At 31.7% G+C, this 21,543-nt stretch carries 25 protein-coding genes and 1 pseudogene; 11 read left to right on the forward strand and 15 right to left on the reverse strand.

All coding sequences use genetic code 11. From position 1 onward, the window contains the following. Nucleotides 1–119: 119 nt before the first annotated feature. Both EJ01_RS17150 and EJ01_RS04995 read right to left on the reverse strand, forming a co-directional pair. Complete coding sequence (locus tag EJ01_RS17150) at nucleotides 120–281, reverse strand: hypothetical protein (RefSeq protein ID WP_157197601.1); 162 nt, start codon at nucleotides 279–281, stop codon at nucleotides 120–122. Nucleotides 282–670: 389 nt separating this feature from the next. Further along, complete coding sequence (locus EJ01_RS04995) at nucleotides 671–967, reverse strand: hypothetical protein (RefSeq protein WP_048081615.1); 297 nt, start codon at nucleotides 965–967, stop codon at nucleotides 671–673. A 350-nt stretch (nucleotides 968–1,317) separates the two neighbouring features. On the opposite strand from EJ01_RS04995, the gene EJ01_RS05000 reads away from it, so the two are divergent. Beyond that, a complete protein-coding gene (locus EJ01_RS05000; protein WP_048081614.1) occupies nucleotides 1,318–1,992 on the forward strand; it encodes a cyclase family protein in 675 nt (224 codons plus the stop codon). 8 nt (nucleotides 1,993–2,000) lie between these two features. Here EJ01_RS05000 and EJ01_RS16905 read toward each other — a convergent pair whose 3' ends face one another. The 3 genes from EJ01_RS16905 to EJ01_RS05010 all read right to left on the reverse strand — a co-directional run bounded on the left by EJ01_RS16905 (nucleotide 2,001) and on the right by EJ01_RS05010 (nucleotide 5,213). Next, nucleotides 2,001–2,147, reverse strand: a complete 147-nt coding sequence (locus EJ01_RS16905) for a YHS domain-containing protein (protein ID WP_084689144.1) — start codon at nucleotides 2,145–2,147, stop codon at nucleotides 2,001–2,003. A gap of 161 nt (nucleotides 2,148–2,308) precedes the next feature. Beyond that, entirely contained in the window at nucleotides 2,309–4,753 is a 2,445-nt protein-coding gene (locus EJ01_RS05005; protein WP_048081613.1) for a heavy metal translocating P-type ATPase, read from the reverse strand. Between the two features lie 241 nt (nucleotides 4,754–4,994). Then, entirely contained in the window at nucleotides 4,995–5,213 is a 219-nt protein-coding gene (locus EJ01_RS05010; RefSeq protein ID WP_245611152.1) for a heavy-metal-associated domain-containing protein, read from the reverse strand. A gap of 333 nt (nucleotides 5,214–5,546) precedes the next feature. Here EJ01_RS05010 and EJ01_RS05015 point away from each other — a divergent pair, with 333 nt between their 5' ends. The 4 genes from EJ01_RS05015 to EJ01_RS05030 all read left to right on the forward strand — a co-directional run bounded on the left by EJ01_RS05015 (nucleotide 5,547) and on the right by EJ01_RS05030 (nucleotide 8,120). Continuing rightward, complete coding sequence (locus EJ01_RS05015; protein ID WP_157197600.1) at nucleotides 5,547–5,888, forward strand: winged helix-turn-helix transcriptional regulator; 342 nt, start codon at nucleotides 5,547–5,549, stop codon at nucleotides 5,886–5,888. Nucleotides 5,889–6,097: 209 nt separating this feature from the next. Next, entirely contained in the window at nucleotides 6,098–6,475 is a 378-nt protein-coding gene (locus EJ01_RS05020; protein ID WP_048081612.1) for a NifB/NifX family molybdenum-iron cluster-binding protein, read from the forward strand. A 253-nt stretch (nucleotides 6,476–6,728) separates the two neighbouring features. Beyond that, nucleotides 6,729–7,565: an Mrp/NBP35 family ATP-binding protein gene (locus EJ01_RS05025; RefSeq protein ID WP_084689145.1), complete on the forward strand. Its 837-nt coding sequence runs from the start codon at nucleotides 6,729–6,731 to the stop codon at nucleotides 7,563–7,565. A 294-nt stretch (nucleotides 7,566–7,859) separates the two neighbouring features. After that, on the forward strand, nucleotides 7,860–8,120 hold the full coding sequence (locus EJ01_RS05030) for a hypothetical protein (protein ID WP_048081610.1): 261 nt from the start codon (nucleotides 7,860–7,862) through the stop codon (nucleotides 8,118–8,120). Here the strand turns inward: EJ01_RS05030 and EJ01_RS05035 are convergent. The 8 genes and pseudogenes from EJ01_RS05035 to EJ01_RS05060 form a co-directional block, all read right to left on the reverse strand. Continuing rightward, nucleotides 8,117–8,497 carry a DUF120 domain-containing protein gene (locus EJ01_RS05035; RefSeq protein WP_048081609.1) on the reverse strand — a complete coding sequence of 127 codons (381 nt, stop codon included), beginning with the start codon at nucleotides 8,495–8,497 and terminating at the stop codon, nucleotides 8,117–8,119. The genes EJ01_RS05030 and EJ01_RS05035 overlap by 4 nt on opposite strands. An 86-nt stretch (nucleotides 8,498–8,583) precedes the next feature. Further along, nucleotides 8,584–8,835, reverse strand: coding sequence for a DUF2769 domain-containing protein (locus tag EJ01_RS05040; RefSeq protein ID WP_048081608.1), 252 nt, complete (start codon nucleotides 8,833–8,835; stop codon nucleotides 8,584–8,586). Between the two features lie 127 nt (nucleotides 8,836–8,962). Continuing rightward, a complete protein-coding gene (locus tag EJ01_RS17155; protein ID WP_157197599.1) occupies nucleotides 8,963–9,121 on the reverse strand; it encodes a hypothetical protein in 159 nt (52 codons plus the stop codon). Nucleotides 9,122–9,162: 41 nt separating this feature from the next. Then, nucleotides 9,163–10,890 (reverse strand): annotated as a pseudogene (locus EJ01_RS05045) (heavy metal translocating P-type ATPase); the annotation flags it as partial. A gap of 18 nt (nucleotides 10,891–10,908) precedes the next feature. After that, complete coding sequence (locus EJ01_RS17775; RefSeq protein WP_245611154.1) at nucleotides 10,909–11,313, reverse strand: hypothetical protein; 405 nt, start codon at nucleotides 11,311–11,313, stop codon at nucleotides 10,909–10,911. A gap of 109 nt (nucleotides 11,314–11,422) precedes the next feature. After that, nucleotides 11,423–12,196 carry a hypothetical protein gene (locus EJ01_RS05050; protein ID WP_048081607.1) on the reverse strand — a complete coding sequence of 258 codons (774 nt, stop codon included), beginning with the start codon at nucleotides 12,194–12,196 and terminating at the stop codon, nucleotides 11,423–11,425. A 458-nt stretch (nucleotides 12,197–12,654) separates the two neighbouring features. Then, nucleotides 12,655–13,896: a metal-dependent hydrolase family protein gene (locus tag EJ01_RS05055; protein WP_048081606.1), complete on the reverse strand. Its 1,242-nt coding sequence runs from the start codon at nucleotides 13,894–13,896 to the stop codon at nucleotides 12,655–12,657. A gap of 193 nt (nucleotides 13,897–14,089) precedes the next feature. Continuing rightward, a complete protein-coding gene (locus EJ01_RS05060; RefSeq protein ID WP_048081605.1) occupies nucleotides 14,090–14,383 on the reverse strand; it encodes a hypothetical protein in 294 nt (97 codons plus the stop codon). A 143-nt stretch (nucleotides 14,384–14,526) separates the two neighbouring features. Between EJ01_RS05060 and EJ01_RS05065 the strand changes: the two genes are divergently transcribed. The 4 genes from EJ01_RS05065 to EJ01_RS05080 all read left to right on the forward strand — a co-directional run bounded on the left by EJ01_RS05065 (nucleotide 14,527) and on the right by EJ01_RS05080 (nucleotide 17,650). After that, nucleotides 14,527–14,742 (forward strand): hypothetical protein, encoded by a 216-nt coding sequence (locus EJ01_RS05065; RefSeq protein ID WP_048081604.1) that lies wholly within the window; start codon nucleotides 14,527–14,529, stop codon nucleotides 14,740–14,742. 285 nt (nucleotides 14,743–15,027) lie between these two features. Then, complete coding sequence (locus EJ01_RS05070; protein WP_048081603.1) at nucleotides 15,028–15,213, forward strand: hypothetical protein; 186 nt, start codon at nucleotides 15,028–15,030, stop codon at nucleotides 15,211–15,213. 190 nt (nucleotides 15,214–15,403) lie between these two features. Then, on the forward strand, nucleotides 15,404–15,973 hold the full coding sequence (locus tag EJ01_RS16380; protein ID WP_052375861.1) for a zinc-ribbon domain-containing protein: 570 nt from the start codon (nucleotides 15,404–15,406) through the stop codon (nucleotides 15,971–15,973). A 45-nt stretch (nucleotides 15,974–16,018) separates the two neighbouring features. Further along, nucleotides 16,019–17,650, forward strand: coding sequence for a HEPN domain-containing protein (locus EJ01_RS05080; RefSeq protein ID WP_048081602.1), 1,632 nt, complete (start codon nucleotides 16,019–16,021; stop codon nucleotides 17,648–17,650). Between the two features lie 428 nt (nucleotides 17,651–18,078). On the opposite strand, the gene EJ01_RS05085 is transcribed toward EJ01_RS05080, so the two are convergent. Continuing rightward, entirely contained in the window at nucleotides 18,079–18,441 is a 363-nt protein-coding gene (locus tag EJ01_RS05085) for a hypothetical protein (RefSeq protein ID WP_157197598.1), read from the reverse strand. A gap of 393 nt (nucleotides 18,442–18,834) precedes the next feature. Then, nucleotides 18,835–19,113, reverse strand: a complete 279-nt coding sequence (locus EJ01_RS05090; RefSeq protein WP_048081600.1) for a hypothetical protein — start codon at nucleotides 19,111–19,113, stop codon at nucleotides 18,835–18,837. A gap of 257 nt (nucleotides 19,114–19,370) precedes the next feature. On the opposite strand from EJ01_RS05090, the gene EJ01_RS16385 reads away from it, so the two are divergent. Together EJ01_RS16385 and EJ01_RS05100 are read left to right on the forward strand one after the other, a co-directional pair. Further along, a complete protein-coding gene (locus tag EJ01_RS16385; RefSeq protein ID WP_052375864.1) occupies nucleotides 19,371–20,630 on the forward strand; it encodes a GIY-YIG nuclease family protein in 1,260 nt (419 codons plus the stop codon). Nucleotides 20,631–20,733: 103 nt separating this feature from the next. Then, nucleotides 20,734–21,414: a hypothetical protein gene (locus EJ01_RS05100; protein WP_048081599.1), complete on the forward strand. Its 681-nt coding sequence runs from the start codon at nucleotides 20,734–20,736 to the stop codon at nucleotides 21,412–21,414. The last annotated feature ends 129 nt before the right edge of the window (nucleotides 21,415–21,543 follow it).

A 21,543-nucleotide genomic window follows, 5' to 3' on the forward strand; every position in this document is an offset into this window, starting at 1 on the left:
TTGTAAATAAAAGATTTTTATGATACTTGTCGATTAAAGTTATATTTGTAATTAATAGATTAACTTAATGAATAATTAATAAAAAATGAGTGAATTCAGGTAAATCTTATTTAATTTCTTTAAATTTTAAATATCTTCTTAATTTCTTTTTTTGCCTGTTTTTCAATGCCTTTTTTGGCGTGTTTTTCCATTCCAATCTTTGCTTTTTTGCCTAAATCGCCTTTAGCTTGTTTTTCAATTTCTTTTTCGGCTTTCTTTTTTAGATCGTTTAATAGGGACATGTTTTCACCTTCTTCATTTTTCTTTTCTTTGTTGTAGCGACGTTTAACTGTTTGGATTTTGGATTTTCATGCAATGTTAAAATTTATATGGGATTATAACGATTGTTATATTGCAGGATAATTATGGTGATCATTATACAATGATCTGATAGTTAACCTGAATCTACACCCTCAAGGATTATGATCCTTGGAGTATGTCATAAGTCGTAAAAGTTTGAAGTAGATCCATTCCTAATCGATGGATTAATTCCCCACATGTCCCTCGATAAAGGATTAAAAGCTTAATGTTTATTAAATAGTAGACCTTCTAAAAATAGAAATCAAAACTTGAAACTGATTATCTGTTAATGATTTTTTATAAAAAAATAGAATTAAATAAAGTTTTACCTTTATAATCGGGTTAAAGACTCTTCCATATTTTTAACATGTCTTATTTTGACTTTGTTATAGAATGCAAATCCCATGTCTTTTATGTACCTTTCTACATTCTTGAAAGATGGTGCTTCCACTACATAAAATATTTCATGTTCCAATGGGGGATACACTGCAGATATAACTTTAATTTCATGCTTTTGAGCTATTTCTTCTTTTTTACTTGAAAGCTCCTTAAGTTTTTTCTTATTTTCCTCATTAAATAAGTAACATGTCTCTGCAGGATGGGTCATATGTACCATAAACATTGCCATGAATTTCACGCTCCTATAATTTATTAATAAATTATATATTTTTATTAAAATTTATTATTTACTAATTTGGAAAAATCGAGTTTTGTGCGGTTTAATTATGAATATGAATATTTAAAATTCATAATAAACATAATGGTGTCTAATTAGTGACCTATATTCTTAAATAACTCAAAAATTATTTAGTAATGATGATGCCAAAAATTATATTGGTGATATTTTAAAATATAAAACGGAACTAAAGAGAAACTCATAATTACAATACTTGTAAATTAAAAATTAAGTGGATTATTTAAATTATAGATTGACTTAAAATTTTTAGATTCAGGATATAAATTAAGGAGATGAAAAATATGGGATATATAACACTATCTTACGCGCTGGAAGAAACTTCTCCTGTTCATATAGGTTTAAAAGAGCCAGAAATGGTTCATAATAATCAAATTATAGATGGGAAAGGTTATAATACGTACTTGATAAATGTTGAAAACCATTCTGGAACACATGTGGATGCTCCGGGTCATTTTGTAGAAGGTGGTAAAATAATCTCTGAGTACCAGCCTGATGAACTGGTTTTTAATAATCCTTTAATTGTGGATATTCCCAAAGGCCCAAATGAGCTTGTAAAAATATGGGATATATCTAAAATGGATTTTAATGATGCAGACTGCATTTTATTCCGTACCGGATTTGAAAAATTCCATAGCGATGATCCGGAGGAATATCTAACTCAAAATCCAGGAATGTCTCCAGAAGTTATTTACTTTATAAGAAAAAACCTTAAAAATGTCCGATGTATTGGTATAGACTGTGTATCGATGTCCAGCTATCAAAATCCAAAATCTGGGGAAGAAGTGCACGTAAATGCATTTAAAAAGAGCAAGGATTTTGGTGAACCTTTACTTTTAGTTGAAGATATGAAGCTCAGCAATGTCCAAAATGAAGATTTGGAAAGTATAATTGTTGTCCCGTGGCAGATTAAAGGAATTGATAGTGCCCCGTGTACTGTGCTTGCTAAAGTAAAATAAATTTTTAATCATTCCTTTGCGTACTTTTCGGGCTCTTCTTCAAACTTTTTTTTACAAAGTGGAGCGCAGAAATAGTATTTTTTCCCTTTATATTCGCTTACATTTTTTGCAGATTTTTCATCCACTTCCATCATGCATACCGGATCTAAAGCCATTTTTTCACCTCAATTTGACAGTTTTTAATCAGACTACTCAAAAACTAACTTTAAAATTAATTTTTTAATATGATCAAAGAAATTAATATTATTTTTTAACTATAAAAATAGAAGAAAAACAGCGTGTTCAATTATTTTACACACTGGATTTTTTTAAAATTTCAGGAAGTTATTTCTACTTTATCTTTCTTTGCAGGAGGCACATACCCTTTTAGCAGTAATGAAAGGGTTAAAACAGATACTGAACTAAGTGCCATTGCAAGCCCTGCAAATTCTGGCCTGAATGTAATTCCAAAGAATGGGTAGAGCACACCTGCTGCAACAGGAATAAGCACTGTGTTGTATGCAAAGGCCCAGAACAAGTTCTCCTTTATCCTTCCCATCACTTTTTTACTTAACTGAATACCAGCAAGTGCATCCATGATGTCGTTTTTTATAAGGACAATTTCACCGCTTTCTATGGCTACATCTGTGCCACTTCCTATAGCTATTCCGACATCAGACTGCGTTAGTGCAGGAGCATCGTTAATACCATCACCAACGAAGGCTACAACTTCACCAGCTTCTTGAAGCCTCTTAACCTCTTCAGATTTATCTTGAGGCAGTACTTCTGCAATTACATTTTCAATTCCAACCTGCTTTGCAATTGCGCCTGCTGTTTGTTTGTTGTCTCCCGTTATCATGACCACTTTAAGGCCCATTTCTTTGAGCTTTCCAATTGCATCTTTGGTGGTTTCTTTTAATGTATCAGCTATAGCGATTACTCCGGATAATGAGTTATCTGCAGCAACTAAAACCGCGGTTTTGCCTTCATTTTCAAATTTAGATAGTTTTTCTTCAGTTCCGTTTGATATTATAATATTCTTATCTTTAAACAAGGCTCTATTTCCTATTATAATCTCTTTACCTTCTACCACTGCTTTTACTCCTTTTCCTCCAAAGGTATCGAAATTCTGGCTTGTTTCTATTTCTATATTTTTTTCCAGTGCTTTTTTAACCACTGCTTCTGCAAGGGGGTGCTGTGAATTTTTTTCAACACTGGCGGCGAGTTTTAATAATTCTCTGTTATCAGTTCCAATTGAGGCTATATCTGTAACCTCAGGCTTGCCTTTGGTAAGTGTGCCTGTTTTATCAAATACTATGGTGGTAAGCTTTTCAGATATCTCGAGGGCTTCCCCATTTTTAATCAAGATCCCAAGCTCTGCTCCTCGTCCAATACCTACAGTTATGGCGGTGGGTGATGCAAGCCCAAGTGCACATGGACATGCTACAACAAGAATGGAGATCAGCACAGTAAGTGCGAAAAGAAGGGTAGCTCCTGATAAGAAGTACCAGAATAAAAATGCTGCAATTGCTATAGTTAAAACAGTTGGGATGAAATAACTTACAGCTTTATCTGCAATTCTTTGAACAGGCGGCCTTGATCCCTGAGCATTTTCTACAAGTTTTATAATCTGGGATAATACTGTATCTTTCCCTATTTTTAGAGCTTTGAACCTTAATATTCCGTTCTGGTTAATGGTACCTCCAACAACAGATTTCCCTGCGTTTTTAAACGCAGGAATTGGCTCTCCAGTAATTGCAGATTCATCTACATAACTTTCACCGCTTACAACTTCTCCATCTGCAGGGATCTTTTCACCAGGCTTAACAACTACTGTATCACCCATTTGAACATCTTCAATGGGAATTTCCATTTCATTACCGCTGCGAATTACAGTGGCAGTTTTTGCCTGCAGTCCGATTAATTTTTTTATGGCAGTTGATGTCTGTCCTTTTGCTCTAGCTTCTAAATACCTTCCTAAAGCTAAGAATGCAGCCAGCATAAGTGCAGTTTCATAAAATAAAAATTGTTGAGTTAATATAATATTAAAAGTGCCTAGGAGGCTTGATCCATAAGCTACTCCAATTCCCATGGAATACATAACATCCATGTCAAGGTTCCTGTTTTTGAGGGAACGGAAGCCTGCTGTGAATATGGGGTAACTCACGTAGATAAATGGAAGAATGGAAACTATAAGCATGAAATAAGGCATTGGGATTGGAAGGGGAATATCTAGATACATTAAAGCCATTAAAGGGATTGAAAATCCAAAACCAACAATTATCCGATTTCTTTTATCTTTAAGGTCTTTAGCTCTTACTTCTTCTTCAAGTTCTTCTGTTTTTTCTCCTTCAATGCCAAGATATTGGTATCCAAGATCTTCAATTGTATTTTTCATATCTTTAACTGTTGTAATTTCAGAATTATAAGTAACATAAGCTTTTTCAGAGGTTAAATTGACATTAACATCACTGATCCCATCAAGTTTTCCAAGAGCTTCTTCTATGGCTTTTACGCACATTACGCAGCTCATTCCTCCAATTTTTAGAATAACGTGTTCATTTGCCACTCCATAACCCGCATCTTCTATGGCATTCTCCAGTTCAGCGAGCTTCAACTTTTCAGGATCATATTCAACAGTGGCTTTTTCAGTTCCAATGTTTACTTGGGCTTCTTCAACTCCTTCAAGGTTCTTTAGAGACTTTTCAACGTTTAAAGCGCATGAAGCGCAGTGCATTCCTGAAACTTTAATCTCTGCTTTCTTTTTGGATTGTTCTGCCATTTGTTTACCTCTTAATCATGATTATGCTATTTAAATTTTGTTTTTCTTAATTAATAATTTTTTCTAATATTTTTAATTAATAATGATTTAAATAAAGAAAAAAAGTCCAAAATAAAATAATAAGGGGTATGAGTAATGCTTTGGCGATACAAATCTTAAATTTGCTAATTAAGGTTTTATCAAAGCTTTTTTTTTAATTCTTAACTCATTAAAATTTATTATATCTTCTAAGTTTCAGTGATTAATTAATCACGTCGTAGCCTGCTTCTTTTACAGCTTCTTCTAGCTTTGAAGGTTCCACTTTTTTAGGATTGTATTTAACGGTGGCTTTCCCTGATTCTAGATCTATTTTAACTTCTTTGACTCCATCTACATTTTTTAAAGATTTTTCAACGCGTGCTACGCAGTGGGCACAACTCATTCCTGAAATTTTAATTTCTGCTTTTGTTGAATCAAACACTATTTAATTCCTCCTTAATTCTTATTATTTGATTTTTAGATACATTTGGTTAAACAATGATTATATAACTCTTTTAATTATTTTTAACTGAAATTTTTAATTAATTTATCTATAATATATGAATCCCACTAGTTGTATTTAAATTAGGTATAGACAAAATGGTTATATAGTACACTTTTGTATACCAACTATCAATAAATATACCATGGGGATATAAACAAAATACATGGATTATTTTTGTATACGGGCTATCAATAGAAGTACCATTGGAATATAAACAAAATACGTAGATTATTTTTGTATAAAGATTTAATAAGTAACTGGTGTGATCTGATGACTGAAAATAAAAAGTACTGCTGTCCAGTAGCTGCAGCAATAGATGAAATAGGTGGAAAATGGAAACCACTAATTTTATGGGCATTAAAGGATCAAACGTTAAGGTTCAGCGAAATTAACAGGGAATTACCTGCTATAACACAGCGCATGCTTACAAAACAGCTCCGGGAATTGGAAAGGGATGATTTAGTTAACAGAAAGGTCTATGCAGAAGTGCCTCCAAAAGTGGAATACTCGCTTACTGCAAAGGGTAAATCCGTTATACCTATTTTAAAATTACTCTGTGATTGGGGAGAAGAGTACTGTAAGTCTAAAATCTGTTTAAATGTATTAGAGTAGGCTACATTCTATTATTTTTTAGTTTTAATCTATAACTGTTATGGATATGTCTCATGTTATAACAATAGTTATGTATTTAAATCCGGTTCTCTATAATAACGATCGTTATATAAATTAAAAATTTAACATCACAATTTAATGAGATATCGATCCTTGATTTGGCTTAATTTAACTAAATCAGCCATTGAATTTAAAAAGAGATGATATACATGTCACTAAAAGTTGCAATTGCAAGCAGTAATGGGAAATCTATAGACATGTATTTTGGCCAGGCCCCAAACTTCCTTATATTTGAAATTAAAAAAAATGGAGATTCTGAATTTATTGGAATGCGTAAAAATATTCCACCTTCAGATGATCCAAACTTGTTAGAAAATCATGATAAAGCACTTGCAAAGAGTGTTGATTTAATCTCAGATTGTGATGTAGTACTTGCAAGCCAAGTTGGTCCTTCTGCATCCAAAGCCCTTTTATCGTGCAGTGTACAACCATATTCTATCCAGGGGCTCCTGATTGAGAAAGCTTTAAAGAAATTAGCTTCTTCAAAGCTAGTTTTTAAGCCAGTACCAAGACCTATAATCCATTAAACGTTAAAATTGCATTGAAAAGAATAAGAAAGCGATATTTAGAAAAGATGATGTAATTAACGGATTGAAAAGCTGTATTCAGCACTTAAAGCCAAAATTATAAATAATTTTGAAGAGATAATATTACTTGATATCTACAAAATTTTTAAAAAAATCTAAAAAATAGCATCATTTTTTTAGAATTTAATTTTTAATTTCTATTTAACAATATATGTATTTTGTATCGTGTTTAATGAACTTTGGGGGATTAATAATGAGCTCTGAAGAAGAAGAGCGTAAAAAAGCGGTAATGGAACAGGAAGTTGAAATTATAAAAAGGATGAGTAAGATCAAGCATAAAATTGCAGTAATGAGTGGAAAAGGAGGAGTGGGTAAATCCACGGTATCGGTAAACTTAGCTGCTGCCTTTGCCAAGAAAGGATATAAAACAGGTATTATGGACGCAGATGTACATGGGCCAAATGTTCCAAAGATGTTGGGAGTAGAAGGAAAAAATTTAGGTTACAGTGAAGAGGGTATAACACCTGTTGAAACCGAAGAAGGGATAAAGGTCATGTCTGTAGGATTTTTTTTATCTTCACAGGATACTCCGGTTATATGGAGAGGTCCTGCAAAAACAGGGGCAATAAAACAATTTTTTGCAGAAGTTAACTGGGGTGATTTAGATGTTTTAATTATTGATAATCCTCCAGGCACTGGAGATGAGCCTTTAACTGTTTTACAGACTGTTCCATTAGATGGAGTCGTTTTAGTTACCACACCTCAATCTGTAGTTCAGGAAGATGTAACCAAGGGTGTTAATTTAGTTAAAAATCTAAATATTCCAATTATTGGAGTTATTGAGAATATGTCTGGTTTCATCTGCCCCCACTGTGAAAATGAAATTTTAATATTTGGTAAAGGTACGGGTGCTAAACTGGCTGAAGAAATGGACATTCCTTTCCTGGGGAGACTGCCTTTGGATGTGGAAACAGCGTCTGCTTCGGATATTGGGACTCCTGTTGTAATTAAAGAGCCTGAATCAGAGATTTCAGTTAGAATATCAAAAATTGTGGATAAAATTGAGTCAAAAATTATTAGCAAGTCTTAATTTTAACTCCAATTCTTTTTTTGAAGAAATATAACCTTACTTAAACTGATTTTAAAAACTAGAGGTTTAATTATAGTGAATGATGTAACTTTTTAAACGCTCAATTTTAGAATTTAAATATATATTTAAACCATGGGCATATTAACAAAATTTCTTATAAAATTTAGTCAAAAATATTTGGTCATTCACTATAATAACAAATATGGGTTCATGCAATTCTGGCAAGCAGTTATAAGTAATAATGGCCTATAATAGAATAATAAAATTCATTATGTCATGTTCCGGGTGAAACGCATGAGGAAGATTGTAAAATTAGCCATTGTTGGAATTATTATGGCATTATTTGTATTGTTTTTAGCTTTTTTTGCTATATATGAAGATAATCTTGTAGGGCGAGGGCAGTATCAAAATGTTTCAGATGCAACGGGCAATATTGAACTCCCCCTTATTGAAAAAGGAATTCAAAATCTCGATGCTGTAAATATGGCAAGTATTATGTTAGCTAAGGGGAGCATGCTGAAATTAGCAGGATATAACCAATTTTTTAGAACTTAATCTGGAATATTTATAGTTACGGAACTTCCATCGCTAATATGGAACCTTTCTTTAAGATTTTGGGGAGCTATAAACTCAACAACATCTTTTGAATGATGAGTTTTTTCTGGAAAAATTACTGCTCCTTCAACTTCATCATTTAGAGTTGCTTTTTTAAATTTAACATCACCAAAAGTTTTTTCACCTTTTATTTCGGGAATATCACTTTCTAAAAGTTTTTCAACCTTTTGTGAATCATTATCTTCAACATGAACATTTAAAGTACCAACGAATGGCCTGAAATGAAGTTTATCTTCAAATTGATCCCTGTAAATTGATTGCGACATAAAATATGCGCCTTTTTTTGTTCCTGAAACTACAATACCTTTAATTTTCATTTAAATCACGTTTTTACATTATAATATCAATAATTTTTAAAATAGATCCGCAGTTTATTTTCAAATAAAAAAATAAATTAGGTAAGTTATCTTGATCTGGATTCCATTTGCCTGTCGGCTGATCCATCTTTGCAGTGGTAAACAGTTGAGAAATCAAAATCTGATGAAACTGTACAGTCCTGGCAGTTACACCCTTGTTCATTTTCAAAACATCTTATTTCATCACCTGCGGAGCAAAATACTCCTAATTTTCCGCTCTGCATGCATTCATTATATGTGGGGCATGCATTACAGATGCACTTTATCATTGTTTCTTCATTTTTTGGGACTTTTGCCATATTATCACCTCATTTATATGGTTTGAAATTCTAATTTGAGATTTCATCTACATCATTACTCATTATGTAATATTAAATTTATAAAATTTATTACATAAAGTTTATTAGTTATTCTGCACGTGAAAAATCAGTATCCATGCATCATACCATGACCTGTATTGTTGCCATAGTAACCGTGATGGCCTCCCATATAAGGTGTGTACATCCATATCCATGCAAAGATGGCTACTATGATTACTATGGCAATAATTAGCACTATTAACACAATTGCGGTGTTTCTATCCATAGAATCACATTCAACTTTTATATGTCCCAAAATTTTTCAATTTACTTCTCTATTTTCAAGAATCTTGAGTTAAAAGCTACAATTATGGTACTTACTGACATTAATATGGCCCCTGCTGCAGGGGTTAATATAATTCCATATGCAAAAAGAATGCCTGCAGCGATTGGAATTGCAAAAACATTGTATCCAGTTCCCCATAGTAGATTTTCGATCATTTTGCGATATGTAGATTTTGCAAGCTTAACTACATAAACAACATCAAGAGGATTACTCCTTACCAAAACAACATCACCTGCTTCAATAGCAACATCAGTCCCTGCACCAATTGCAATTCCCACATCTGCCTGTGCAAGTGCAGGAGCGTCGTTAATACCATCCCCAGTCATAGCAACAATTAATCCTTCAGATTGGATTTTTCGAACTCTTTGGGCTTTTTCCTGGGGTAAAACCTCTGCATAATATTTATCAAGGCTAATTTCCTTTGCTACCCACTCTGCAACCTCTTTTCTATCTCCTGTAATCATTATACATTGAATACCCATATCCTTGAGTTTTTGTACGGCTTCTTTGGACTCTTCTCTTATAATATCTGCAAGTGCAATTGCTCCTTTAAGCTTGCCCTCCATAATTACAAAAATAATAGTTTTTCCCTGCAAAAAGAGTTCATTCAAATTTTCATTTGAAATAGAGATGTTCTTTTCTTTTAAGTATCCTGGACTAACCACTTCCACTTTTTTCCCAGCAATGATTCCCTGAACTCCTTTTCCAGGAATTGCTTTAAAATCTTCAACATTAAAAGTTTCCTTTGCAGATTCTACAATTCCTTTTGCAATAGGGTGCTCAGAATATGATTCAAGTGAAGCTGCGTATTTTAAAATCTCATTTTCACTGTATTCACCCAAAGGAAGGATGTCAGTCACGCCGAATTTCCCACGTGTAAGTGTACCTGTTTTATCAAATATTATGGCATTTATATCTCTTGATTTTTCAAAAGATGCGCGATTTCTTATTAAAAGTCCATTTTGTGCAGATAAAGCTGTTGAAACAGCAACAACGAGTGGAACTGCTAGTCCAAGTGCATGAGGACATGTAATTACCATTACAGTTACAGCCCTCTCCAGTGCAAACTCAGAGCCGAATGAAGTAAAGATAAACCAGACTAAAAATGTTAAAAATCCACCGCTAAGGGCAATTACGGTAAGTCCTGTTGCAAAACGGTCCGCTATATTTTGTGTACGTGATTTACTTTCTTGAGCTTCTTTAACAAGGTTTATAACCTGTGATAAAAATGAATCTTTTCCTGTTTTTTTAATTTCAACTGTAATGGATCCATCTCCATTAACTGATCCACCAATCACTTCAGCATTAATATCTTTAAAAACCGGCTGTGATTCACCTGTAAGCATGGATTCATCAACAGAAGTGTTTCCTTTAATAATTTCACCGTCTACAGGGACTTTTTCGCCGGGTTTAACAAGCACATGATCTCCAACCACTAATTCATCCAATGGAATATCCATGGTACTTCCATCATCCATTAGTTTATGGGCACTTGATGGCATGAGCTTAACCAGTTTTTCAAGAGCTCTGGAAGCGCCCATCACAGATCTCATTTCCAACCAGTGGCCTATAAGCATAATGTCAATTAATGTTGCAAGTTCCCAGAAAAATACTTCGCCCATGAGGCCGAAAACTACTGCACTGCTGTATAAATAAGCACTGGTAATTGCAACGGAAATTAACGTATCCATTCCAGGAACTCGTAGTTTTAATTGATTGTAAAACCCTTAAAAAAATGGATAGCCGCCATAAAAATAAACAATGGAAGATAAAATAAATAAGATATATGAATCTCCTGGAAATCTAATTGATGCTCCAAGTCCAATTAATTCCTGAATTGTAGGGGATAAAATGAGTATGGGTACAGTTAAAATTAATGATATCCAGAATCTTCTTTTTAAATCTTTGAGCATACCGGTATGAACATGTTCACCATGTACGCGGTGTTCTTCTTCCATTTGCTGGCCACAAACAATGCACTTACCCTTTTCACCATGTTTTTCATGATGCATATGTTCATGGTTAGAATCATCATGATTAATTTTAACTCCTCCACAGATGTCATGAATTAGTATAATATAATATGTAGATTTAGTATTATAACGGTTTTGTAGAATATCCTGCGGATTCATTTAAAAAAGAGGAATTTTAATTTTTTTTAAATTAAAAATAAAAAATAGATGAATTAGGGTGTTGCTTCCCTAAAACTTGATTTAAATAACAATTTAAACCTTATTTGATTTATTCATACTCTTTTGCAAGGTTACTTTGATACAGGTTGTGGTAATATGATTTGGTGCTTGAATTGACTTCAGTATAGTTTTCGTTGAGTAAACCGTGATTGTAGTAGTATTGTAACTGAGAAGCGTGTCCTAGTTCAAAGTTTCTATATGGGTTGTTGAAGTATGGGTCGAGCATTCCTGAAATCATGTAGACATAGGCAGGGATTATTCCGTATGTTTTTGTCAGTATCTGGAAGTATAATGGGAATCCATCTCCGGGTTCTAGAACAGGGTTACCAATTCTGGCATTTCCATGATAAGCCATTGGAATTGGCCCTTCCTGGCCGTGTTCTTCGGCAAGTTCGTTGACATGGGCCATCATCTCGTCATAAGTGCTGTAAACATGACCGTCAGACATGTACTTATATCTGCCGTCTGGAACACCAAATAAAGCTACTTTAAGCGAGTCTAAAAAGTCAATATGATTTAAACTTACTGAACCCGCACCTTTAGTGTCAATATATGCTACTTCAATTATGTAAATATCCCCTTCCTGGTAACTACGATAATTGGAACCTCCATACATGTGTACAATTAAACCTACTTTAGAACCGGTTTTATTAACCTGCTGTGCAAAAAGCTCAGAGTGGGGGTGTCCTGGATAAAAGTCAGGGTTAGATAATTTAACGAATGAAAGTCTTCCTAAAGGCTCAATAGGGCCGTTTGAAACTGTAACGTAAGAGTAACCTATAATGAGGGCTAAAATAGCCAGTGCAATTAACCACCATTTCATTTTTTTTCTCCAGTAAAATTAACAAGTGTTATCTAGTTTTTTAATTAAGATCTCCCTTTTAAATAAATTTTCATATGCATGATTTTTATCTTATAAATTTTATCTTAATTATGAATTTAAGTAATTAAATTTGGATTTTACATTTATAAATGTTTCTAATTTTCATAATTAACCAGTTAAATTTCATAATGAGCATAAATTTAGAAATAGGCTTGTTAATTTAAACAGCCATTACTTTCAAAAAGAATATGTCTAAAAGGGGATAATTTAATTGGACGTATAATATGAAGATATATTATATTTATAAAATTTAACTTAGAGATCTTGGAAAGTATAATATGAAATATTATCTTTAAAATGGTTACTTTATCAAAATCAGTTTAATAAAGCATCTAAAAATATAATTGTATAAATAATATAGTGAAATAATTAAGACATTTTAAAATATACATTAAATATTAATTTCTGAGGTCTTTTACAATTTTCCCATCTTTCATTACCAGTATTATGTTATCTGGATTTCCAAGAGCCCTTATATGTGCAATAGGGTCTTTTTTACAGATTATAACGTCTGCTAATTTACCTTCCTCGATTGTACCAATTTTGTCATCGTATCCAATGCATTCTGCGGCAGTTTTAGTCCCTGCTACTATGGCTTCTTCTGCACTCATCCCCATATCACATAAAAAGCCTAATTCTTCCAGATTAATCCCATGGGATACAACACCACAGTCAGTACCCATTGCAATGCGAACACCAGCTTCATAAGCTTTCTTTATATTTTTTTTATGTATATCAACAATTTCAATGGCTTGTTCTATTCCCCATTCGGGTAACGCACCTGCTTCGGCAAGTTTTTTGTTATGGTGCATAACTACAAATGTCGGCACAAGGTATGTGCCCTTATCTATCATCATTTGAATTGCTTCATCATCTAAGTAACTCCCGTGTTCTATTGAATGAGCACCCGCTTTAAGAGCATTTTTAATCCCTTCAGCCCCATGTCCATGTGCCATTACTTTTATTCCGCCATGATTTTTCCCTTCTTCCACCATAACTTTCAATTCTTCCACTGTAAACTGTGTATGTTCTGGGCCGTCATTGGCGCTCATAACTCCGCCTGTGACCATTACTTTAATAAAATCTGCTTTGCAGCGGATTATTTCTCTAACTCTTTTACGTACTTCCTCCACACCATCACAAATATGTTCGGGGAGACCGGGGTAAGAAATCTTGATGTCAAAACCTGAAGCACGCCAGAAATCAAAATGTCCGCCAGTTATAGAAAGGGGCATTACACAGATCAGTATCCGGGGGCCTAGTATTAATCCCTGTTCAACTGCCATCTTAACGCCTAGATCTGCAAGGCCTGCATCTCTTACAGTAGTTACGCCTGCTTCAATTGTTTTCCTGCAGTTTTCCGCGCCTTTATAAAAATAGAGTGAAAGGGGATCATAGAGCGTATCTTTATCTTTAAACCCGTTTGCCATTAAGTGCATATGGGTATCTATGAATCCCGGCAAAATGAACATCCCGCCGGCATCAACCCTTTTGATTTCCTCATCAGGCAGGGTAATTAAGTTTTCCTCACCAACTTCAACAATTTCGTTATCTTTAATTAAAATAGCTGCATTAAGGAGAGGTTCATCTCCAGTGCCGTTAATTAAAGTCCCGTTATGGATAAGAGAATATTCTGTCATTTTTTGCCCCATTTTTTACATATAATTGTCTTCCAAATCCGAGTAAAACAAATCATATTATGGTGCTCATTGAAATTAAAATTTTGGATACAATTATATTCTGAAAGAATGTACAGAAATAAAGCTATTTGTGGGGGTTTTGTGGTATTTTAAGGATTATGGAGTAGCTATCAATCAATTTGGGATCAATTTTTTATTTTTCTGTTCGCATTTGCTTAAGGGCTTTTTCGGCATCTTCGTAGGTTACAATGGTTCGGCCCTCTTTTGCAGCGATTTCATTTGCTATTTGGCCGAGTTTTTCAAACCTGTTTTTAAATTCATCAATTAAAAGGAGAACATCAAGAGATGTATTCTGCAGTTTTTCGATTTCATCTGATTTTGTAACGGTTCTTTTTGTTTTTATCATATTTTCTATGAGTGTAGCGGCCAATTCGTTTTTGATACTCTTCATTTCATGCTTTAAATCGTTATTTTTAGCTTTACTCATTCCAAACACCTTTTCAAAATATACTTTAAACTACCTATTTTTAACTTATTGCCTTGTTGCTATATAGTAATAAGTAAACATATAAATAGTTACTTACTGCTTTGAAGAAAAAAATAAGTACATATTCAAAAACATATTTTATAATGTCGCGAGAATCAGAGGAAATTAAACAATTAGAGAAGAAATGGTCAGAAGCAGAAAGAATTATGGTTCGGGGTATGGTAACCAAAGAAGCTGCAGAATTTCTTGAAAATGAAGCTTTTAAAGATTTTGGAATGATGAAAAAAGGAGCTATAGGGATGGAGCTCACTAAATTGATTTTGATTGCGCGTGATTGTATAAAAAAACAAGAAAAATAATTCTTTTATTTTTATTCAAGTAAAATACGGCTACTATTTTCCTTATAATTAAATTTAGTACTTTTCACATGGAAAAAAGTTATTATTTGTTTTAAATTAAACGAAAAGGAATTTCACATCCTTTTTCAACTATATTCTATTTTAAAAACGTAAAAGGCACTAACGATTGGGATCATTTAAGATTCCGGTCACCCCCAACTATTTTAAGCTTTATGAATTCATAAAAATTAGTTTTCAAGTGCTCTAGCTCAAGGAGCTTATAAAATAATTCTAATAATTTGAGTAATGATTGATAAAAGTGGTTTCAGACTTAACAGAGTAATCTCACCTGAAACCAAATATATGCACCTTATGGAAGCAATTCAAGAAGCTGAACTTAGATTTTTGCTGGCAAGTTTAAAAGGTGAAACTTTTCATGTTTCTGGAAGGGGTCAATCTAATATTTCAAGTAAAAAGTGGAAAAATGATTAGAAACTATTAAAGCTTGGATTTTTTATTATCTACAGTTCAACTAGTCTGTTTATTATGATCTTTAGTTTGATTATAGATTAACGATGTTTTTTTTATTTGATAATACACAATATAACGATTTCTATTTAGTTATAATAGTAAATATTATTATTACATTGAATAAAACGGTATTTAATGTGAAGGGGATAAAATGGCAAAAGTATGTCAAAATTGTGGGAATAAAAATAAAAATGCTGCAAAATTCTGTGAAAATTGTGGAACATCATTAACCAACACTGAAAGTACTCAAGAAGGAATAAAAGATTGGTGGGATAATCAAAGTAGTAATTCGAAATATGGAATAGGTTTAATTGGTTTTTGTTGTCTATTTGTAATAGTAGGATTAATTGCTTTGGGAATAAGTGGAATGTCATCTTCAGATACAGCATCGACATATTCGCAGTCAACTATGACAACAGTGTCTAATAATACACAATCTGCAGATACTACAAGTCAGCCAATTGTTTTATCTGGTAAAGGGCAGGAAGCTACTAAAACTTTCCATTTGAATGGTGGATTAACTAGGTTCGAAATGACACATAATGGAAATTCTAATTTCATTGTACATTTGATGGACACTAATGGAAATGTTCAAGAATACGTGGTAAATGAAATCGGCGCTTACAATGGTTCACAAGCATTTAATGTGCCTGAAGGGGATTATCTTTTAAATGTAGAAGCTGACGGTTCATGGACAGTGAAAATTACTCAAGAAAGCTAAATTTTTATCTTTTTTTAATTAATCTATAATTGATGTGTGATCGAAATGAAATGTAAATATGAGGGGTGCAATGAAGAAGTTTTTGAAGATGATTTTTGTATTATGCATATTAAATTGCCCGATAATGAAGAAAGTAAAGAATTTAAGAGAATTAATGAATTAAAGCAAAAAAAAGCCCAAAAAATGATAGATAATAATAATTTTAATTTTAAAGGGGCTATATTGCATATTTCAAATATTAATTCAAAAGAGGAGATATATAAAAAATTTGAATATCAACATTCAAAAGAACTAAATAAATTAATTAAAAATATTACTAAGTATGTAAATGATGGTAATATCATTGCAAGTAAATCTCGTTATTATAAAGAACATAAAGATCTTATTTTCAGCTATTTACTAGAAAAAACAAATATTGAACAACAATTAAACAGAATGAATGCTTCTTTGGAATCAGTTACTGATTACAAAAAATTAAAGAAGCTATTTTCTGATCTTAAAAGTGTTGAAGATGATTTGCTTACAATGAAACTACTAGAATTTTTAGATAAAGAAATTGATGAGCTTAGAAAAAATAAAATGGATAACTACATTTTTATTTTTTTCATAAATATTGAAAAATATCCTTCGATTGGTAATTTACATTATACTGAACGTAAGGGAAAAGAAAAACAATTTTTTGAGTATATCCTAAAATTATTTAATTTAAAAAGATTAGATTCAATTGATTATAATATTGACGATTCCAATACCGAAAACACGTTAAAAGACTTAATTAATAAATTTATTAATTATTCAAATGGAGAAACTTTAAAATTAGAAATTGAAGCTAGAGACTACATCTTTGCATATGATGAAGCTAATTTTATAATTGATTTTTTCTTAGGATCTTTGGCTTTTATAAAAAATTTTTTTACAAGACCATATTCATATGGAAATGCTAATTATAGTATTTTTGAAATTGAACCAAAATATCATATTGTTTTAAGAAACGGAAAAGAGCTAATAAATCCTGATGATTTTCATTTAAGAGTTGATTTAGACGTTAAATTAAAAAATACTATTGAACAATTAAATGAAAGCAAAGATTTAGATATTTGTCGAAATTTACCTACATATAAATCAGTTTATAGGATAATAGAAAAATGTCAACAATCTAAAAAAGATAAAAATAGATTATTTTTCATCTTAAAGAAATCTCTTTCACAATATTACTCCGCATGCCTTGAAGAGGATTTAGATTATTCTTTTTTGAAATTTTGGATAATTTCAGAATATGTGATTAAACAAATTGTAGGAAAGAAAAATGATGATAGTATAATAAGAATAATGAAAAAAATATTGAGCACTCATCTTAAATTTTCAATTGAAAAATTCTTAGAGAAAAGAATCAGATATTTGTACAACCAAAGAAACAAATTAGTTCATGAAGGTAAAACAGGCATTATATCTCAAGAAGATAGGAATTTGTCAAAAAGTATAGCTGATAGTATTTTAATTTTCTATTTTAATCATTTAATTGAATTTAAGAACGTAAATGAATATAATTTCTATCTCCAAAATATCAAAGAGAATGAAAAAAATCTTGAGAGATATTCCCAATTATTAGAGAAGTTACAAGATAATAAAAAGTTGAGAAAAGTATATTCTGTTATAAATAATATAAAGCAGGAGTGATAAAATGTTCTAAATACGAATATTATAAACTCCTATTTTTATTAGAAAATGCATTATAGCGCCTTATTAAAGCACCATAAAACCTCTATTTTTAAAATAAAAGCAATAAATTCAAGTCTAAAGTAGCAAAGATGAGTGACCTTTTATAGAATCCCTTAGTTGGATCCAGAATATAGTCCTAGAATAGTATGCCCTAGCGGGAGATTAGGCCTTTAAAGAAATAGAAGTGATTAGTTCCTTGGGAGAGCTTTGCAGTATTTCAACCTGATAAAAAAAGACGTTAGTTCTACTGAATGTGCTCAAAGAATCCAATAAAAGGCACCAATCAAATGAATTCTATTGATGGCTTCTTCTTTATGAAATCTTTTTTTATTGGTTCTGTAAAGTTCAATTTTTCTTTTTATTAAAATTTAAATTGCTAAGAAAAATTAATACATGTACCTATTTTTTCGGCCTAGAATGGACCCTATATATGTGGCAGAAACAAATCCAAGGGCTACATTAATGTAAGCAGCTATATAGTTTATATAGCTGAGTCCTTTACCAGTTCCCACTACATATGTAGCACACATTATTGAAAGAATCAGCCCTTCACAAACTCCATATACAATACGTCTCTTTTCAGTAAAATAAGTGGATATAAATCCTCCAATAACTAAAGAAAAACATAATAAAATTATGTCTAATATTCCAAAGTTAGGTGTATCTATTATTAAAAACCCAACATATGCCATCGTAATTGTAACGATAATTCCACTAATTATGCTGATTACTGGATTAAATTTACGCATAATGTTAATTTACTAACAATATTATTAAATTATTCCTTTTTCTATGAAACCAAATAAGAGCGTCTGGAATTCGGGGAGTATATATGATCCACCCTATTCGTTAAATACATGAGATATTACGTCCGGTCGCAAGCTCCCAAGTTTTGAAAAAATAAAAAATTTTTTAAAACTTCGCAATATCTCGTATTTAACAAAATAGTCCCGCACCCTCCCAGTGAAAAGACTCCGTCTAAGGGCTGGAAATACCGCTTAGCGAATTATTTTAAAGATATAATTGCGTAAATAACAATAGAAATATAATTAAAATTAAGAAAAATAAAACTAATATTAGCTATTTTATTAAGCCAAATACTAATATTAAAAGCTTTTTCATATCTTTCAAGAATATTCTTTTTAAATATCTGAATCAGAGGAAGAATATTTCTTTTTATGATAATATATATCCAAACGAAGGGATATAAGAAGTGCAATCATTGTTAATGGAAATATTATCCAAATATAACCTGTAATAGAGCCCAATATATAAAGAATTCCTACAGGATACATCAAAAATGCTGATTTATTTTCTAACTTTCTTTCTGGAAATTTTCTTTTATATTCAAGAAGAGCAAAGCTAGGTAAAATTATAAAAATTATTCCTAATATTAAAAAGCTTAATGAAAAAATACTCATAAATACTACTTTCCTAATAAAATATAAACAATTTTTGATTTATTATAGAAATAAATGGCTTTAGCTATAAAACAAAGAAGCAACTGCATTTAGTCAATATTTTTTAGTACCATAAAGTATGATATCTCCAAAAATTAATAATAAATAGAAGGGCGGTACAGCACCTCTATTTAATGCATTTAATATTATTTTAGAGAAATTCGCCCTTCCATTATCTAGAAATAAATTTATTGCGTCTCTTATTTAGGGGTATACTTATGGTATACGGGCATATTTATAAAATCGTAAATTATAAAACGAATAAAGTGTATATTGGCCAAACTACCGGGAAACCAGATAAAAGATGGAAAGATCACCTTAAAAAATTGAGAATGAATACACATCACAGCCGCCATTTACAAAGCAGTTTTAATAAATATGGAAATGTTTTTAATTTTCAAGTTTTAAACTACGCCACATCAAAAAAAGCATTAGATAAGCTCGAAATGGAATATATTGCCAGATATAAAAGTACTGATCAAAAATACGGCTATAATATATTAATTGGTGGTGGAGGGGTAAGACATACTCCTTCAATGAAAAAACACAAATCTCTACTTTTAACTAGAAATAATCCCATGAAAAACCCAGAAACAGCTAAAAAGATGGGCAAAACCGTCAGAAATAGTGGAATTGTAAATGGTAAAAATAACCCAAGATATAGGCATGATGTCCCTGATGCTTCTTATATTAATTTTTTATACGCTGATTTACTTTTAACCTCTGGAGATATAGCAAAATTGTACAATACTTCCAAAGAACATATTAACCACAGGCTTAAAAATTATGGGTCTGTCCCTAAAAATAAACCATTGCAGAATACTAAAGGCCTTTGCAGATTGAGCCGGTACAATTCGATGCATAAATGGGTTACAGATGATAAAATAACCATTGGAGATTATCCTGGAGTAAATTTTGATAAAAGAAATAATCGATGGCGAGTTGCATTTAATATAAATAAAGAAAAGCATAAATTTGGCTCTTTTTTACTAAAGGAAGACGCAGTTCAAGAATGTAAAAGGTTACGTAAAATATACGATGTGGAAGAATATGATTCTTCCAATAAAGGCAAAGATAATCCAAAGTATAGGCCAGATCTTCCAGATAATTCTTATTTAACATTTTTGTATTGGGATCTACTTTTGACATTGAATGAAATAGCAAAACTGTATGATACTCATGCCTCGACTATACAGCGCAGATTACAAAAGCATGGCACAGTAATTAAATCAGAATCGTTAAGAAATGTTAAAGGATTATGCAGACTTAGCAGATATAATTTTAGTTACAGGGAAGTAACCGATGCTCCAATTATTATAAGAGATTATCCTGGAGTTAGCAGGCATAAATCTGGAAGATGGGCTATTGCATTTAGTATTAACAAAAAACAGCGTAAATTTGGTTCTTTTTTGCTAAAGGAAGATGCTATTTTTGAATGTAAACGGTTAAGGAAAGAATACGGCGTAATGTTGTTATAACTTTTATTTTTTTCTATCAAAATCAGGGTAGTATCAATTATCAAAAATAGTAATATAGAATCATTAACAAATAATACTACAGTACGGATCGGTTGGTGATTATATGCTGGATTTGGGGATAAAAAAAAGTGGTAAAGAAAGGACTGAAAATTATGCTGTTAAATATTTAAATGAATTAGTGCCTCAAGAAGAAATTTCCGGTGAGATTTATGTGGGGGATATTAAAAAAAGAGAGGTCAAAAAGAAAGAGATAAATGAGTTTTATATAATAATAACAGACCATGATACTCAGGTTAAATGGATTTGTGGGCTTATAACTTCTTATTATCCTGAAAACGGCACTATTTATGGTGAAAGGGGAGGAAGGGTCTACAGTTTTATTGACAGTTTAAATCATGTTGTTAATAAATCCATGACAAATTTGGAAGATAGTTATTCAGTTGACTTTGAAACTTTTAGAAAATCTATTAATGATAACATCTCTCGAATCACGGTTAAAGCTGTTGCACCATCGAGTATAAATGCTAAAGCGGCTAATTTAGAAGTTGTCAGTGTTCAGCTTAAGGATAATCCAGAAACACAGAGAGCATCCAGTCTTCTAGATATCACTGATGAATATCCTCAGCTTAGAATGGCAGTTACTAACATTATGGATAGGAAAGAAAAAGTTACCCGTGAAAGTATTGCCTCGGAATTGAAATCTCTATTTGACAATAAGGAAATGGGAGAAAGAGAATATAAGCACGGGTTAAAAGAGCTTGATAAAATGAATAAAGGGGGATAAAACCCACAATTTCATTTTAATTTGCATGTTTAAATTTATCAATGCTTTTATTTTCATAAAAACTAAAGATTTTGCTATTTTTTAGTTTAAATATAATTTTAAATCATTTAAACATATTTAATTTAGTAA

Source organism: Methanobacterium veterum, from assembly GCF_000745485.1.
Classification (GTDB): Archaea; Methanobacteriota; Methanobacteria; order Methanobacteriales; family Methanobacteriaceae; genus Methanobacterium_D; species Methanobacterium_D veterum.